General features: G+C 64.6%; 18 protein-coding genes and 1 pseudogene. 1 reads left to right on the plus strand and 18 read right to left on the minus strand.

The genetic code is table 11. The features are described from left to right. Nucleotides 1-66 precede the first annotated feature (66 nt). From ACZ1HK_RS04955 to ACZ1HK_RS04970, 4 genes are all read right to left on the minus strand, one after another. Nucleotides 67-1,134 (minus strand): TSUP family transporter, encoded by a 1,068-nt coding sequence (locus tag ACZ1HK_RS04955; RefSeq protein WP_472627721.1) that lies wholly within the window; start codon nucleotides 1,132-1,134, stop codon nucleotides 67-69. Further along, complete coding sequence (locus tag ACZ1HK_RS04960) at nucleotides 1,134-1,583, minus strand: hypothetical protein (protein ID WP_472627722.1); 450 nt, start codon at nucleotides 1,581-1,583, stop codon at nucleotides 1,134-1,136. The genes ACZ1HK_RS04955 and ACZ1HK_RS04960 overlap by 1 nt, the downstream gene beginning before the upstream one ends. 676 nt (nucleotides 1,584-2,259) lie before the next feature. After that, entirely contained in the window at nucleotides 2,260-3,651 is a 1,392-nt protein-coding gene (locus ACZ1HK_RS04965; RefSeq protein WP_472627723.1) for an FHA domain-containing protein, read from the minus strand. A gap of 9 nt (nucleotides 3,652-3,660) precedes the next feature. Further along, complete coding sequence (locus ACZ1HK_RS04970; protein ID WP_472627724.1) at nucleotides 3,661-4,524, minus strand: hypothetical protein; 864 nt, start codon at nucleotides 4,522-4,524, stop codon at nucleotides 3,661-3,663. A gap of 151 nt (nucleotides 4,525-4,675) precedes the next feature. Between ACZ1HK_RS04970 and ACZ1HK_RS04975 the strand changes: the two genes are divergently transcribed. Further along, the gene (locus ACZ1HK_RS04975) at nucleotides 4,676-4,975 is read left to right on the plus strand and encodes a hypothetical protein (RefSeq protein WP_472627725.1); all 300 of its coding nucleotides are present in this window, start codon (nucleotides 4,676-4,678) and stop codon (nucleotides 4,973-4,975) included. Here the strand turns inward: ACZ1HK_RS04975 and ACZ1HK_RS04980 are convergent. From ACZ1HK_RS04980 to ACZ1HK_RS05045, 14 genes and pseudogenes are all read right to left on the minus strand, one after another. Then, nucleotides 4,964-6,136: a hypothetical protein gene (locus tag ACZ1HK_RS04980; RefSeq protein ID WP_472627726.1), complete on the minus strand. Its 1,173-nt coding sequence runs from the start codon at nucleotides 6,134-6,136 to the stop codon at nucleotides 4,964-4,966. The two genes, ACZ1HK_RS04975 and ACZ1HK_RS04980, sit on opposite strands and share 12 nt — an antisense overlap. Continuing rightward, on the minus strand, nucleotides 6,039-7,112 hold the full coding sequence (locus ACZ1HK_RS04985) for a PP2C family protein-serine/threonine phosphatase (protein WP_472627727.1): 1,074 nt from the start codon (nucleotides 7,110-7,112) through the stop codon (nucleotides 6,039-6,041). Before ACZ1HK_RS04985 ends, ACZ1HK_RS04980 begins: the two co-directional genes overlap by 98 nt. Continuing rightward, nucleotides 7,109-7,399, minus strand: a complete 291-nt coding sequence (locus ACZ1HK_RS04990; RefSeq protein WP_472627728.1) for an FHA domain-containing protein — start codon at nucleotides 7,397-7,399, stop codon at nucleotides 7,109-7,111. The genes ACZ1HK_RS04985 and ACZ1HK_RS04990 overlap by 4 nt, the downstream gene beginning before the upstream one ends. Continuing rightward, entirely contained in the window at nucleotides 7,390-7,782 is a 393-nt protein-coding gene (locus ACZ1HK_RS04995; RefSeq protein ID WP_472627729.1) for a hypothetical protein, read from the minus strand. The genes ACZ1HK_RS04990 and ACZ1HK_RS04995 overlap by 10 nt, the downstream gene beginning before the upstream one ends. Before the next feature lie 185 nt (nucleotides 7,783-7,967). Then, a complete protein-coding gene (locus ACZ1HK_RS05000; protein ID WP_472627730.1) occupies nucleotides 7,968-8,537 on the minus strand; it encodes a DUF3726 domain-containing protein in 570 nt (189 codons plus the stop codon). Then, a complete protein-coding gene (locus ACZ1HK_RS05005) occupies nucleotides 8,419-10,203 on the minus strand; it encodes a hypothetical protein (RefSeq protein WP_472627731.1) in 1,785 nt (594 codons plus the stop codon). The genes ACZ1HK_RS05000 and ACZ1HK_RS05005 overlap by 119 nt, the downstream gene beginning before the upstream one ends. Continuing rightward, nucleotides 10,200-11,175 (minus strand): annotated as a pseudogene (locus ACZ1HK_RS05010) (membrane dipeptidase). Before ACZ1HK_RS05010 ends, ACZ1HK_RS05005 begins: the two are co-directional and overlap by 4 nt. Before the next feature lie 135 nt (nucleotides 11,176-11,310). After that, entirely contained in the window at nucleotides 11,311-12,093 is a 783-nt protein-coding gene (locus ACZ1HK_RS05015; protein WP_472627732.1) for a trimethylamine methyltransferase family protein, read from the minus strand. Then, entirely contained in the window at nucleotides 12,051-12,479 is a 429-nt protein-coding gene (locus tag ACZ1HK_RS05020; protein ID WP_472627733.1) for a trimethylamine methyltransferase family protein, read from the minus strand. The genes ACZ1HK_RS05015 and ACZ1HK_RS05020 overlap by 43 nt, the downstream gene beginning before the upstream one ends. Continuing rightward, nucleotides 12,364-12,855 carry a trimethylamine methyltransferase family protein gene (locus ACZ1HK_RS05025; protein ID WP_472627734.1) on the minus strand — a complete coding sequence of 164 codons (492 nt, stop codon included), beginning with the start codon at nucleotides 12,853-12,855 and terminating at the stop codon, nucleotides 12,364-12,366. Before ACZ1HK_RS05025 ends, ACZ1HK_RS05020 begins: the two co-directional genes overlap by 116 nt. Beyond that, nucleotides 12,848-13,477, minus strand: coding sequence for an isocitrate lyase/PEP mutase family protein (locus ACZ1HK_RS05030; protein WP_472627735.1), 630 nt, complete (start codon nucleotides 13,475-13,477; stop codon nucleotides 12,848-12,850). The genes ACZ1HK_RS05025 and ACZ1HK_RS05030 overlap by 8 nt, the downstream gene beginning before the upstream one ends. Then, on the minus strand, nucleotides 13,410-13,619 hold the full coding sequence (locus tag ACZ1HK_RS05035) for an isocitrate lyase/phosphoenolpyruvate mutase family protein (RefSeq protein WP_472627736.1): 210 nt from the start codon (nucleotides 13,617-13,619) through the stop codon (nucleotides 13,410-13,412). The genes ACZ1HK_RS05030 and ACZ1HK_RS05035 overlap by 68 nt, the downstream gene beginning before the upstream one ends. 51 nt (nucleotides 13,620-13,670) lie before the next feature. Next, complete coding sequence (locus ACZ1HK_RS05040; protein ID WP_472627737.1) at nucleotides 13,671-14,090, minus strand: DUF2867 domain-containing protein; 420 nt, start codon at nucleotides 14,088-14,090, stop codon at nucleotides 13,671-13,673. Further along, a complete protein-coding gene (locus ACZ1HK_RS05045; protein ID WP_472627738.1) occupies nucleotides 14,087-14,989 on the minus strand; it encodes a homocysteine S-methyltransferase family protein in 903 nt (300 codons plus the stop codon). Before ACZ1HK_RS05045 ends, ACZ1HK_RS05040 begins: the two co-directional genes overlap by 4 nt. Nucleotides 14,990-15,013: the final 24 nt, after the last annotated feature.

Below are 15,013 nucleotides of genomic sequence, written 5' to 3' on the forward strand. Positions count from 1 at the left end.
CCCGGCTGATTGCTGAGTGGCGTGGGCGGTGGCGTTTGAGTGAGCCGGTCGGAACCGGCCAATCCCTCAACCTGCTTGATCCGGGCACCGACGATCAGCCGCTGCGCGTCTGGATCGCAACCGAGGAGCATGATCCAGAGTGCGCGGGTTTGGTCCAGCTGTCGCTGAGCGCCCGGCCCTAGGTCGCCAGCAAATAAACGCTCGACGCAATGATCCAGATCGACGCCAGCGTCTTGAGCCACAGCGACCCCAAAGCTGCGCAATCCCCTTCGCAAGGAAACCGCCCACAATGGCCCCCGGCACCGCGATCAAAGCAATCTCAAGCCGGACGAGGTCATTGAAATAGCCGTCCCAGAACCCGGTGATCACACAAACGACGCTGACCCAGACCGCCACGGCAATGGCCACCTTCGTGGGGAAACGGCGCAAGATCAGGTAGATGGCAAGGAACTCTCCGATCCCCACGGAGAAGAGCGCGGTGACGGCCCCGCCGATCACGCCCAGGCCCATCAGCACCCACAACTCACCGGGGCTGACCCATAGCTTGCGGTCCTTCGCCGCCTGCCTGCGCTGAACCCATGTGAAGATCAGAAGCGTCACACCAAGCGCGAGCGAGAAGATCTTGAAATAGAACAGCAATTGCGCGCCTTCGACCTCGACAAAGGCCTGGGTCAGCAAAAGCGCGGGGATGCCAGTCGCCAAAGGCGCGAAGGTCAGCGCAGCCAGCGTCTGGCTTGAGACCTTTTCGTCCCAGGCCAGTCCGTCCTTCACGAAGATCGCATGCGCCCAGGTGAGCGCGCCGATGGACATGCCGAAACATTGGATGGTGAAGCTGACGGCAACGGATTCCTCGGGCTTCAGGGTTGCGACCCGCAAAAGCTCAGGCGGGATCATGATGCCGCCGTCTTGCAGGGCGGCAAAAACCGGCACGAAAACCACGCCGCCGCCCGTGCCCGTTGCGTTGGCAATGATCGCGCCCATGATGCCGACAGGGAAGAAGAACCACAGGCCCATCAGGACCTCTAGGTTAAGCGCGCTTTCCTGAAACAGCAGATAGTAAGCCCCCGCCAAAAGCAGAAGGTGGATCGGAATCCACGCCTTGATCACAGGCTTCATGGCGGATGTGTGCGTCATCACAGCTTGCCGAACTGGCCGCCCTTAAAGCGCCAGCGCACGAAGATCGCTTGCATCGGGCCAAGCAGGGCAAGGAAAGACGGGATGAACACGCAGGTGAAGTGCAAGGTCGCAAGGCCGATGGCGGCACTGCTTGAGAAATCGACAAGCGGCGCGGGCTGGCCTTCCACTGACACGGGCAACCACGGGATCAGACCGGCCCGGGCCACGGCAAAGACGATCCCGAATTCCACCCACGAAAAGAAGAACTGATAGGCAAAGGGCCAGTCGCGGTCCCACCTTGTCGTCTGGATGAAGATGTAGATCGGGTCGAGCAGCAGGCCGAGGCCGGTGATTGTCACGAGGAACAGCAGGAACGGCATGGCGATGTCATAGTCGAACTTCCAGCCAGCGAGCACGAAAACGAAGGCCAATGTGACCGGCACACCGATGAAAAGAAACAGGAACAAGGCGGGTTTGCAGCCGTCCGGCGAGGGTTGGGATCATGGGTTCTCTCCTCGCTTATGGCCGTGCGCCGACCATCCACTTCGTCCAGCCCCCAAGGGACCGGAACGGCCCGAGGTTGCGGACTTTGTGGATGCGTTCGGTGACAAGATGATCGACGGACCGAATGGCCGAATATTGCAGGCCAAGGAAGCTGTCGACGGCCAGATAGGGCCCCCGGTCGTGATGGTTCCGGCGGCATAAACCCGGCCCTGATTATTGCGCAGCCCCTCGATCTCGAAATCATTCGTGCAGCGCAGGCCCGTCGCGCCACGCCTTTTGCGGCCCGCTGATCGGTTACGCGGTAGCCGTGGTTGCGCGGCAGGTGATAGGTATCGAGCAGATCGGCCAGGAAGGGCGAGCGGCGAATATCGGCGATCAAACCCGTACAGTCGATCAGGTAGTCGGCATTCAGCACTTCCTCGTTGCCCTCGACCGTATTGATCGAGACCTGCACGCCGTCAGGCTGGTCCGGTCCCGGCGAGGGCAGCGGTTGCAGGTCCGAGATGTTGCCGTAGACCGGCCTGTACCATCCCTCCTCCGCGCCGCGCTCGGCGATGGCGATCCAATCGGAGCGCTCGGCGGTCGTGGTGCCGCCAAGCTGGGACAGCATCACGCCGCGATCTTCCTCGCCCGCATCGCTCATATTCGACCCGCAAATCCCCGCCCCAGCAGGATTTCGGCCAATTGAACGGCTGGATTTCCACATTGTTGCGCACCAGCCTGCCGCGCCTTGCGGAAATACGGCGCCATCTCGCGCCCCAATGGGCGTGCGCATGGAATGCAGGATACGAATGTCGGGGTTCTTGGCCCGTGCCTCATGCAGGCGCTGGATGATGCGCGACGCCACAATCCCCCTGCCCCGCACGACAACCTGCACCGGGCCGCCACGCCGTTCGGCCTCGATATACATCTGGTCATGCGGCTCGTAGGCATTGGCGACTTGCGCGCGGCTGTCCGGGTGATTGGTAATAAAGGTCTGAAAATCATCGACAAAACGCGTGGCCGGGTACCCCGTCGCCAGATGGACCACGTCTGCGATGACATAGCGATTGCGGGCCTCGCCCTGCGCCTCGCCGCCCCACAGCTTGTAGGCCACGGCATAACGCCCATCGGACTGGTCTTGCGCAGGCCCAGGACCTGCGCCTTCACGAACATCTCGGACCAGCCGATGCGCTTGGCCTCCACATCAAGGCTGTCGAACACATCGCCCGCGCGTGGCGTGTAGGACTCAGACAGCGTCGGCTCCCCGAACACCTGGAAGATGCCCTTCACGCCGATGCCCTTGCCAACCTCCCGCAGGGCATAGCCGGGAAAGCCCCAGATATTGTCCGGGCGGCTAAGGCTGTTGGACCGCAGGCGTTCATGGTCCGGGATCTGGGAATTCTTGCAGTACCGCTGATACGTCCGATAGCAGACCTCTTCCGTCCCGATCGCCCTGATATCGCTCGCAGAAATGCCGTAGCAGCGCAGGTGATCGACCCAGACAAAACTGCCTAGCCCGCCGCCCACGGCGCAAAACTTGACCTCCTCGACCGGGTGGCCCGAGGCGCGCAACGCCTCGATCCCCACGATATCCTTGCCCGCAAATTCCATCTCAGGGAATGTCCGGCGCGACGGTGGCGGGGCGTCATCGTCGGTGATGACCAGCCTGCTGACCAGCGAGGCATCGACCTCAACGCCCGCGATCCGCGTGGCACTCGCCGCGCTCTCCGCCGGGGCCAGCAACTCCAACAGCCAACCAGGGATGGAGACCTGATCGCCCACCTCCAGCACCTGTTCGGCCACCCGCGTGCCGTTCACATAGGTCCCGTTGGTGGAGCCTTCATCGCGCACCCGCACATCCTCGGCGCTCAGCACGATGGACATGTGCCTGCGGCTGACGGCATCACCGGTCAGCGGCACATCGGCGTCATCGGTCTTGCCCACCAGAAAGGCGCCGGGCTCCTCACACAGCAAGATGCGCGAAGACCCCATCGTATTGCCATCGATACCGATCTGGCGGACGCGGAAACGGACCGGAAAAGTAATCATATCAGCCCCTTACGAATGCACCCAGTATGATGTTCCATCTCCAAGCCGTTGCCCGCAATACCGGCAATTTTCGCCCGGAAGGTATGGGTTCAGCTGGCGGCAATCAGGGTTCGTGCAACTCAGCCCCTTGCCTTCTTCCGCCGACATGATCCGCAGAAGTTGCCCGCGGATATCAAGCGTGGCGAGGTGATCCATCTGCACCGCTTCGCCCTCGTCGAGGGTGCGGCGATTATGCTCCACTTCGCCGCCCATGCCACAAATGGCCTCCACCCCACCGGCACCGTCGGGGCCGATCATCACCAGAACGCGCGCGCCCTCGGCCTTGGCGGCCTCAAGCGCTTGCGCCGCGCGCCCCTTGCGCCGGCGCATCAGGACTTCCGCGCCATTGGCCACCAACGCAATCGATACACCATCCAGATCAAGCGCCTTGAGCCCGCCGGTAGAGGTGCTGTCATAGACCAGATGTAGCGGCTGACCGATGGCATCCACCTGCGCTTCCTTGGGCGAACAGACCGTCACGCGAAGACCCACCGTCTCAAACGCGCGCATCGCACCGGGCGCCATACGCACCGTGCCGCCGCGCCCCATGGGCACGGGGGCAGACCCCTCCTGCCCGATCTGGGCCACACCATTGGACGACAGGTCCGTCACGACAAGCCCGCCATCCCCGGACGGCGTGATGGTCAGGTGCTGGCGCGACAGGGTGCCGTACCCTTCCCCGAAATGCACCACACGCCCATCGCCTGCGCTGACCCGGCCCACATTGTCTGCGCCGAAACGCCCGATCTCGACCGGCAGACGCAAGGTCTCTGTCGCCAGCAGGACAGTGCCGCCAGTCACCTGCCGAATTGAAAGCTCCACATCGTCGGTCATCTTGATCTCTGTCCCCGTGGTCGGTGTTTTCGGTGTGGTCTGTTATCTGCGGCGTTGCAGGATGGTCACCGTACCATCCGGCTGCCGAATGATGGCAAAGCATTGCTGTGCTTGGCAAATTCTTTGAATGCTGCCCGTGAAAGGCGGCAACATGGGCAGCACGCTGGCCCCCTCCTCCGCCCCGTCGCCCGGAACGATCAAGGGCGCCGATGGATTGCGCGGGGCCATCTGGGTCGCGCGATCATCCTCACCGATCTGCGGGGCCGTAGGTGCCACCTCAACAGGCGCACGCGGCACGTTTTGCGGCGCAAGCGGGACCGGCTGCGGCGAGGGCACCGGTTCTGGCGCCGGGGTCACGGCGGCATCATCGGCCCCAGATGGCGCACTTAGCCCTTCGCGCAACGTTCCAACGCCGGGTACGGCACTGGCTGCGGGCTCTTCACCGCCTTGAGGGAGGGAGTGGGTGCAGCAGGTGCCGGCTGCGGCGTCTGGCTCGGCGCGGGTGTCGGAGAAGGCGCGGGAGCCGGAACAGGCGTGGGCGTGGGCGTGGGAGAGGGAGTTGGTACCGGAACCGGAACCGGAACAGGCTGAGGCTGAGGCTGAGGCTGAGGCTGAGGCTGAGGCTGAGGCTGAGGCTGAGGCTGAGGCTGAGGCTGAGGCTCAACCGCTGGGGCCTCGTCTGCAACGTCCGGGGCGACTCTCTGCAACAGCAGGCGGCAGAAGCCTGCCCCACAGCTGGCCCCTTGCGAAGACCCGGTCTGCGCACCCCCGACCGTCGGCGCAGTCGTGGCACCTGGAACGGGAACAACCTCTGACCCGGTGGTATCCGATGGAACGGTTGCGGGCTGGACTTCTGCGCCCGGGTCACTGCGATCCGCCGCGGCCCCGGCGGGCGCATCGCCATCCGGCATATCGGCGTCCCGCACAGGCTGCGGCGCCTCTGGCTGATCGGTTTCGACCGGTGTGATCTCTTCTGCGGGCGCGGCATCATCGGTGCCCAATTCGGGCTCATCAAGCTCGGGCGCTTCCACGGCGGTCGCCTCATCTGCAGGCGGAGCAGTCTCTTCGAGTGACGGTTCTTGTGTGATTTCAGGCGTTTCCACGGGCGCGGCTTCGGCCTCAGCCTCAGCTTCAACTTCACTGCCCGCGTCCGCGTCGGTGGTGGCGTGGCGCTTTCCGCATCCGGATCGGCCACGTCCTCGGCAGGCACCTCTTCGGCGGCGACTTCCTCTGAAGCCACTTCTTCAGCCGGGGCGGGCGCTTGCGGCTCCGCCTCCTCGGCTGGTGTCAAATCTTCGGGCGCGTCTGCATCCGGACTGGCCTCCGGCGCGCTCTCTTCTCCGGCTACTTCGGTCGCAGCATCGTCATCCGCCGCGATGTCTGGCCCAGGATCGTCTGCAGCGGCTGGGGCAGGATCCGTCTCTTCGACGGGATCAACCTCGGCAGAGGTCGCCGCATCACTGGGTTGAGTGTCATCTGGAACACGCACCTCACCTTCCGCCACCGGCGCTTCGTCAGCCGTGGGTGTGGTCGTGTCTTGCTCGCTCGGCAGGCCGAAAATCAGCCCAAGTGCCAGTGCCGCCCCGCCGAGAAGGGCCGCAGGCACCAGCATGTTTCGTCGCCTTTCCGGCGGGTCCGGCTCCGCCGGTGGCACCGGGCCGGCACTGGCCGTGGCAGCCCCCGCTGGTCGCCGTGGCCGCCGCCGTTGCACCGGCCACCGCGCGCTCGCCATCGGCGGTCGCCGTTGCCGCCGACACACCACCACCGCCGCCCATGCCCTGGGTCAGTTGCAGCACCATGATCGCCGTGTTGTCCTGCGCCGGGTCGTCCAGATCAAACAGCGCCTGCATCAACGCATCCGCAATCTCGCGGCTGCTGGCATCGGTGCCAAGGCCTTCCAGCACCTTCACAATCTCGCGTTCATCGAGGTATTGCAGACCGTCCGAGGCCTGGATCAGCACATCGCCCGGATCCAGCACCGTGGCCGTCTTGGGCACGTCCATCGATTTCACACTGCGCCCCATCAGGACCGAGGTCAGCGCATTGCGATCGGGATGGTTGGCCGCCTCTTCTTCCGTCAATTCGCCCGATTTCGCCATCTGGTCGATGATCGGCGCCATAGAATGATCTTCGTTGAGTTGCTTCAGCTTGCCCTCACGCCACAGGTACAGGGGACTGTCCCCGACCGAGGCCCAGTACAGGCGATCCTCGAACAGGACAGTGGCCAGAAAAGTGGCCCCCATGCCCTGCAAGCGCCGGTCGTCCGCCGCGCGATCCTTCAGAACCTCATTGGCCGTCTCGATGGCCGAGGTCAGCTCGGATTGCAGGCTTTGTTCCAGCGCCGCGCCGTCATGCATCAGGAATTTCAGGTGACTGACTGCGTCGATCACCACAAGGCGGCTGGCCAGATCCCCCGCCGCATGTCCGCCCATGCCGTCCGCCAACACGGCAAATCCACGATCCATGCCGCCATGGAAATCGGCAAGCAGCGTGTCCTCCTGATAGGGGCGCTTGCCCTGCCAGAGCGCGGTCGCAACATCATATGCGATGGCGGTGCTGTCCCCGCCCCTGCCCTGCGCCGCGCTCATGCGTCGGCCCAATCGAAATCAGGTCCGCAAAGGGCGACAAAGCGCAACCCCGTGGCCCCGATGCGGATCGTGTCCCCATGGGACAGCGTTTCCACAGCCAGAACCGGCGCGTTGTTCAGGCGAACAAGGTTGGTCTTGCCGCCATGGCTCAGGTGGAACAGTCGCGTTTCATTGTCATAGGTCACAAAGGCATGGGCCTCGCGGCTGATCGTGTCATCGCCGAAATCGACCTGCGCGCTGTTCTCTGGCCCGCGGCCCACGCCGTTCATGCCGGCGCTCAAACCCACGGCAGCCCCCGGCCCGGCCCGCTCGTCACGACAAGCCAGCCGACAACGGGCTGCACCATCGGCGCGCCCTCCTTGGACGTTGCTTCATCCGCGCGCGGGGCGTTTCCATAACCGTGAATGCGCGTTTTGGGCCGCGCGTGTCCGGACGCATCGCGCCCTTGCTGTTGCGCAGCAGGCGGAGGCGGCGGCGGCGGCGGCGACGCCGTATCATCAGCAGCGGGATCATTCACCATTCGTGTGGCCGATCCCGATGTCTCTGCCGCAGGGGCGTCGAGCGGTCGCGTCGCGCCGGAGCTTGCACCGGGCAATGGCGGCGGCGTCGCCGCGCGTGGCGGAAGACCGCCATCCAGTTCGTCGTCCGTGAGGATGGGTTTCTTGGCCATAGTCATCCTTTCACTGGCAAGAAAGACCGGTTGCGGTCCGTCGCCATGTGTCTTGCTCTTGGGCGTGATCCAATTGGTAACACACTGTCGGCAAACGTGAAGGAATTTGGCACCTTAGGCGAGTGGCGGAAATCCCTGCCACCTGACCCATGGCATTCACGGCCCCGTGTAGAGGCCATGAAAGCTCAATCGTTGTCGGTCACACCGGCCCCGGCCCCTTTTGCGCGGCTTTCCTCGGTTGCCGGGGCGTAGGTCCGCGCGGCGAACTCCAGCAAGACCTGCAACGCCTGATTTGCCACCTCCGCCCGACGCACCCGCGCGCCTTGCTCTGGCGCGGCGCAATGCGTCAAGCGAACCTCTTCCAAAGCATGGGACAGCTCTCCGCCACCGCACGCACCATCCAAGCCAACCGCCACGCCGCCGTCTTCCGTCGACAGCAATACGCCGGCATCCGAGGGCGCCAACCCAGACAGGAACGGGGCCAGCAGCAGCGGGCAATGGACCTTGACCTGCACCCCCTCGGTCAACGCACCAGCATCCGACAGCGCGGCCCCGACAGCGATCGGGCAGCCATCCGCCCCGCCATCCGTTGCCTGCAACAAGGCCGCCAGGGCACCCGCGCCGTCAAAACCTCGCTCAATCAGCCAACGCAAGGCAAAGGCGGCCTCCTCGGACATTCCGTGGGGGCGCCCGGCCCCGCGTGCCGCCTTTGCGGCGAGCGATTGCACCTCCCCCAGCGACAGATCGTGCCTCATGGCGCGGGATAGCTCCAATCATCGGGGTCCAGCGCCGCCAGCTCATGCGGGAACGGTGCATTCTGGAACATGGTGATCCGCAGCCAGCGGTCCGAGCGGGGATCAAACCGCGTCGCTCCGAAAAAGCTGAGCTTGGCGCGCAGCAAGTCGATCGGCGCCATATCGGCGTGGGTGGTGTTGTCGCGCACTTCTGCATAGGGGTGCGCTTCGGCGATCTGCAAACGGCGCACGGTATGGCGATGCTCGGGATACCGCAAAGGAACTCCGCCACCGGCCCGCTCTCGCCCGCCAGTGCCGCATAAAGTGCCGCCGCATCCCGCGCCGGGCAAAGCGGCTGCGCATAGGCCTCCAGATCCTCCTCCGCGCGTTCACCCAATCGCGGCTCAAGCTTCTCGGCAGAAACGTACCAGACCCGCGCCTGTTCTTCCGGCGCGTCCCAATTGGTGGCCAGCGCGTCCGGGTGCACCGCCTCGATCAGCGCCCGGATATCGGCCACATCCCGCACGCCGTCGATCCGCACCGGGCCTTCATCGGCGGCCATGCAATGGGCGGCTCTGTCGACAATCGCGCCATAAGGCTCCAGCAACAAGGCCGCCAATTGCTCCTGCCCTTCCAGGCCAAGCGCCCCCTCACCCCAGCGCCACAAACGGTCCCAGGGGTGGGGCGCGGCAAAATCAAACCGCTCCAGTTGCTCTGACAGCGCCGCCATATCCGCGCGCAATTCCGCCAGCTTTGCCTGCTGGATCGGATGCTCCGACTGCCACTCTTGCGCGTTCCGGGCCGCCCGCGCGGCATATCCACGGAAGATGTCAACATCCTCGCCCGTGGCCTGCGCCAGCCCCCGAACCTCCGCCAGGGCCCATTCCCGCGCGGCGATCCAGTTGTGGATCAGCCTTGGGTGGTTCATCAAAAACGGCGCCATGCCGAGGCCCGTGGAATTGCCGATCCCAAAGCGCCGACGCAGCGCCGGATCAAGTGGCACCGCATCTGCATTTCGCGACCGCGCCATATGCTCCACCAGATCCAACACAAACGCGCGGATCAGATAGACCGTTAGCATTTCCGCCTGAAACGGCGCACTCAATTCGGGACGATCGGCAATCTCCGCCCGATCCGCCGCGCCGAACTTGGCAGAGCCGTAAACGGCCGTCGTCCGCATCAAATAGCCAACGTTTTCAACCAGATCCAAGTCCGGCTGCTGCCCGTCCGCCAACCGGCCCACAACATGATCCCACAAGCGCACCGACCGGTTCGCCCGGCTCAACGTCAGTTCCCGGGCTGAGACGCGCCCCGCCTCCTGCTTTGGGACATTGCCGCGCAGCCGTTCGATATCCGCCGCCTCCGGCACCCCGTCAAACAGCGCAAATGTGGCATCCCACGCGGTCGCAATGACCCGGTCACTGCGCGCCTCGGGCGGCAGATCATGGGCAAAGGCCACCAGGGAATAGGTCCGCTCTGGCCCCTCGGCAGAATAGACCGCATGGCCCACCCCGCGCGCATCCACCGCCCAGTCTGCACAGGCAAACTGCCAGGCCTCGTCCTTCATCCGCCGCAGCAAAATACGCATGAAGCTCAGCCGCGACTGGTGGAAACAGCCCATGCGCGCCAGCTTCATCACCACCTGCGGATCGCGCAGCGGCACGGATTTATGCGCTGGCGCCTTCACGCGACCGGCCCGAAATTCTTGTCAAAGAAGTCCAGCCAATTGCCCCCCAGCACGGCATCCACCCCCGCCTGATCAAACCCCACGGCGCGCAGGCCCGCTTCCAGCATCGGGAAATCCGCATTGGTGCGGAACCAGTCCGGCTGCGGTGGGAAGCCCGCATTGTCAGCCGAGCCCTCACCATAGTCGATTGTCTTGGTCCAGCGCCCGACCCGCATCCATTCCACCACGCTGTCAGGTTGATCCTGGCACAGATCGGACCCGATGCCGAAATGCCCAACACCATACCGCTCCGCCATATCCGCAATCATCCCGCAGAAACTGTCGAGCGTGCAGTCAGAGCCGTCCTTCAGATGATGCGGATAGATCGAGAACCCCATCATCCCGCCACCCGCAACGACGGCCTCAATCACCTCCGCGCGCTTGTTGCGCCGCGCTGGCGTGCCAGTCAAACGGGTTGGCATGGGTGATCGCAATGGGCCGCGTCGAATGCTCCGCCGCCTCAATGGTGGACCGATCCGCCGAATGGCTCATATCCACCACCAGCCCCACACGGTTCATCTCGGCCACCACCTCGCGCCCCATGCGCGTAAGGCCCATATCCTCGGCCTCGTAACAGCCGGTCGCCAGCAAAGATTGGTTGTTATAGGTCAACTGCATGAACCGAAGGCCCAGCGTGTGCAGGATCTCCACCAACCCAATATCATCCTCGATGGGCGACGGGTTCTGCGCCCCGAAGAGGATCGCTGTCTTGCCTGCCGCCTTGGCCGCGCGCACCTCCGCGCCGCAGCCTGCCCGCACAATCAGATCGCCATGGTCTTCGAAAAACCGGTTCCAGCGCTCGATCTGTAGAACCGTCTCACGAAACATCTCGTGATAGGCGATGGTGACATGGACGGCATCCACGCCGCCCGCGCGCATCTCCTCAAAGATCCGCCGCGACCAGTTGCAATATTGAAGCCCGTCAATGCGCATGCCGCCATCTGTCACTGACCGAGCGAACCCGGTCAAGCACCCTGCTTCCTTGTTTCACAAATACCTCGGGGAGTCGCCGCAGGCGGCGGGGGTAGAACCCCCAAATGGGGGTGGGCGGGCGGGCCCGCCCACGCCTCAATTGAAATAGATCGGCCAACGGTCTCGCACCGCCGAATCCAACGCGGGGTCAATCTGACAGGCCCCTTGTGCCAGAATCTCGTTCTTCCGAGCCGTCGCATTTGCAATCAAATCGGGTTTTTCCGCCTCTTCCCATTCCTTCGGACTCATTCGGTTTCCAAGGGTGGGGTACACGAAATCCGACTGCATCAGGGCCAGTGTCTTGTCTGTGCCCAGATAGTGGCCCGGCCCACCCAGACAGACCTCGGCCATCTGATCCAGCGCCATGGTCTCGTCATTCACCTCGATCCCGCGCACACAGCGTTGCGCCTGCCCGATCAGATCATCCGACAGGATCAGGCTTTCCAGACAGAAACCCAGGAGGGAGGCATGCATGCCCGCCGCCTCATAGACCATGTTCAGCCCCGACAGCCCCGTCATGACGTTGGAGCACATCTGCTCCCACCCCGCCTGCATGTCGGGCATCTTGGCATCAGACGCGCCACCGGCAGCCCCGCCCGGCACGCCGTAGAATTGATGCATCTGCGCGCAGGCCGCACTCAGCAATGCCTGCTCGCCCGAGCCCACGCTCATCGCACCGGTCCGCAAATCCAAGCCAAAGGGCCAGGTCCCGAACACCGCCGGATGCCCCGGCGCCATCGCGTTCACATAGACCAGCCCGGCCAGGCACTCCGCCGTGGCCTGCACCACCGCGCCCGCAATGGTCGAAGGCGCCGTCGCCCCCGCCATCCCCGCACTCAGCAGCAGGATCGGCATGCCCGCGCGGATACAATGCTCCATCGTCTCGCACGACTTTCCGTGGCGAACTTCATCGGCGGGACCACGAAACAATTGGTGTTCGAGATGAAGGGCCGCGCCCGCCACGCGTCCTCGCCGCCTGCCAGTACATGGATCATCTCCATACAGGGCGCCACGTGGGACGGATCGCTGAATGACATACCGATATGCTTCTGCGTGCCCGCCACGCAGGCATAGATCGAATTCAGGTCCATCTCCAGATTGTCGGCAATGTCGCGGCACACCATCGGACGCTGAAAGAAGTGCACGTTATCAAGCACCTGCGTGATCCGCGCGGCGTCGTACAGGTCCTGCGATGTGGAATGACGGTAGGAATTCGTCTCCACCTCCACCACGTTCACCGCGGCCCCTGCGGTCCCGTAGTGCACCTTCGTTCCGCCCAGAGTTCAGGTCAAAGCGCGGATCGCGCCCGGGCAGCGTCACGTTCCGGTTGGCCTTGGCCAGCATATCCTCGACCAGCGCACGCGGATACCTGAGCCGCCCATCCTCACCCAGGATCGCACCCGCCGCGACCATGATATCGATGCCCGATTGCGGCGCATCGGCCAGACCAATCGTCTCCAGCGCCTCCAAGGCCGCATGGTGGATCTGCAGGACCTGCGCCTCGCTCAAGACCTTGAGCGTGCCGCCCTCCATCCCCGGCCGGATTGGCCGCACATCATCGGGCAAAGCTGCCGCCCGCGCCGCCACACGGGCAGCCCGACCACCGCCGCGCCTGCCCTTACGCTCCTGAACCTCAACCATCTGCACTGCCCTCCCTCAGCATTGCATCAATCTCATCTCCCGAGGCGCTCGCCTTGAACGGGGTCAGATCACCCGCCATCAGCCCCGCCATTCCGTCCCGGATCGCCGCATGGGTCAGCCGCGCGACCTGAGAGCCCAGCGAAATCCGCCGCACGCCCATGCCCGCCAGCTCCGCCACCGACAGGTCCTGCAACGGCCCCACCGCCAGCGCGTTCACCGGCGCAGAAACCGCGCGCAACACCTGCGCCAATTCCGCCCGACCCGGAGGCACCGGCAGGTAGAGGCAATCGGCCCCCGCCGCCTCGAACGCCTGCAACCGGCGGATCCCCTCGGCGAGGTCATAGACCCCGTTCATGATCCCGTCGGCCCGCGCCGTCAGCACGAATGGCCGCCCCAGAGTGCGCGCAGCCGCCACACCGGCCCGCACCTTTTCCAAAGCCAATTCAAAGTCATAGGCCGTGACGCTCTCGCCAAACGCCATATCCTCGATGCCACAGCCCGACAGACCAGCCTCGGCGGCCAGCCGCACCGTTTCAGCCACATCCTCGGGCGTGTCACCAAACCCGTTCTCGAAATCGCCGGACACTGGCAGGGCTCGTTGCCGCAACAATATCTTCCGCATGAGCCAAGGCTTCGTCCCGGCTCACGCCGCCCATATCAGGCCGCCCCAAGGTGAACGCATGGGCCGCCGACGACGTGGCCAAAGCCACCGCCCCCATCGCCGCCATCATCCGTGCACTGCCGCGGTCCCAGGGGTTCGGCATGACGAAACAGCCCGCCCCGTGCAATTGCGCAAACACCTCGTGCCGATCAGCTCATGCCAGCCTCCTCAGCGCACCGCGCAGGATCAATTTGTGGGGGATCAGGACCAGCGCCAGGTACAGCCGCCCGGCCCAGTGATTGTACCAGATCGACGTCGTGACAGCCGCCTCGCCGCCCCGCACTTGCGTCAATATCGTGAAAGTCAGATGACGGTCTTCCAGGCCCAGCTCATAGGCCTCATCGGTCTCGGTCAGAACCGGCAGGTCCGCCATGCCCTGCCCCATATCGGGTGTCTGAAGGCCGAACATACCAACGACCCTGTTTCGGATCGCCAGCGCCGCTTCGGCCCACCGCGGCATAGTTCCCAGCGCGGTCTCATAGGCCCCGCGTGCCGTCGCAATCGCAGGCCGCACCGGCCCCGAATGCGTGTCCGCCCAATCAGGTGGACGCAAAGGGCGTTTCAAGCCCGTCACCGCCCGAGCCTCCGGTTGATCTCTGCGATATGCGCAGGCCCCGTTTCGCAACAGCCGCCCACGATCGTGGCCCCCATATCGATCCAAGACATCGCATGATCGGCATAGGCTTCGGGGCCCATATCGCGCCGTGCGCTCAGGTCGCTGGCCGTGGTTCCGCCTTCCAGAAACGCCTTGGTGATCTGCGTGAACGCATTGGCATAGGCGCCAAACGGCACATCCGCCTTCGCTATCGCGTCCAACGCTGCGGGCATGACCTCGGGGGCCGAGCAATTGGCCAGCACCGCATCCGCATCCCGCGCCACCGCCACAGCCTCCGCCACCGGCTCACCGGATCGCAGCAGCGATCCGTCTTCATCATCCACCGTCAGCGCCAGCCAGACGGGGCGCAATGTCTGCCGCCCGGCCTCCAGACAGGTCCGCGCCGCCTCGACCGACGCGATGGTCTCGAACAACAGAACGTCACACCGCGGGGCCAGTGCCTTGGCGACCTCCGCATAAAGGGCCACGGCCTCGTCGAATGGCGGGTTCAGGTCCGAGCGATAGCTGGCCCCCAAAGGCCCCACCGATCCCGCCACCTGCGCCCGCCCATGCACGGCCTCCGCTTCATCCAGCGACCGGGCCAGCAGCGCTTCGAACTCCGCTTCACGGTCGGGCAGCTCCACGCCGTCCCCCGCATAGTGGTTCGAACTCGATCCCCGCAGCCGATCGCGATGGATCGCATAGGAATTCGTGGTGACGACCTGCGCGCCCGCATCTACGTAGTCGGTATGAACCCCGGCCACGAGGCCGGGATGATCAATCATCACCTGCGTTGACCATAAGGGCTGCGCCGGTTGACCCGAGCGTCGGATCAACTCCTGCCCCATCCCACCATCGAGGAGTGTCACATCGTTCATACGGTCACCGCCACGAGGAGGGTC

It is taken from the genome of Gymnodinialimonas sp. JB5-7 (assembly GCF_055693405.1).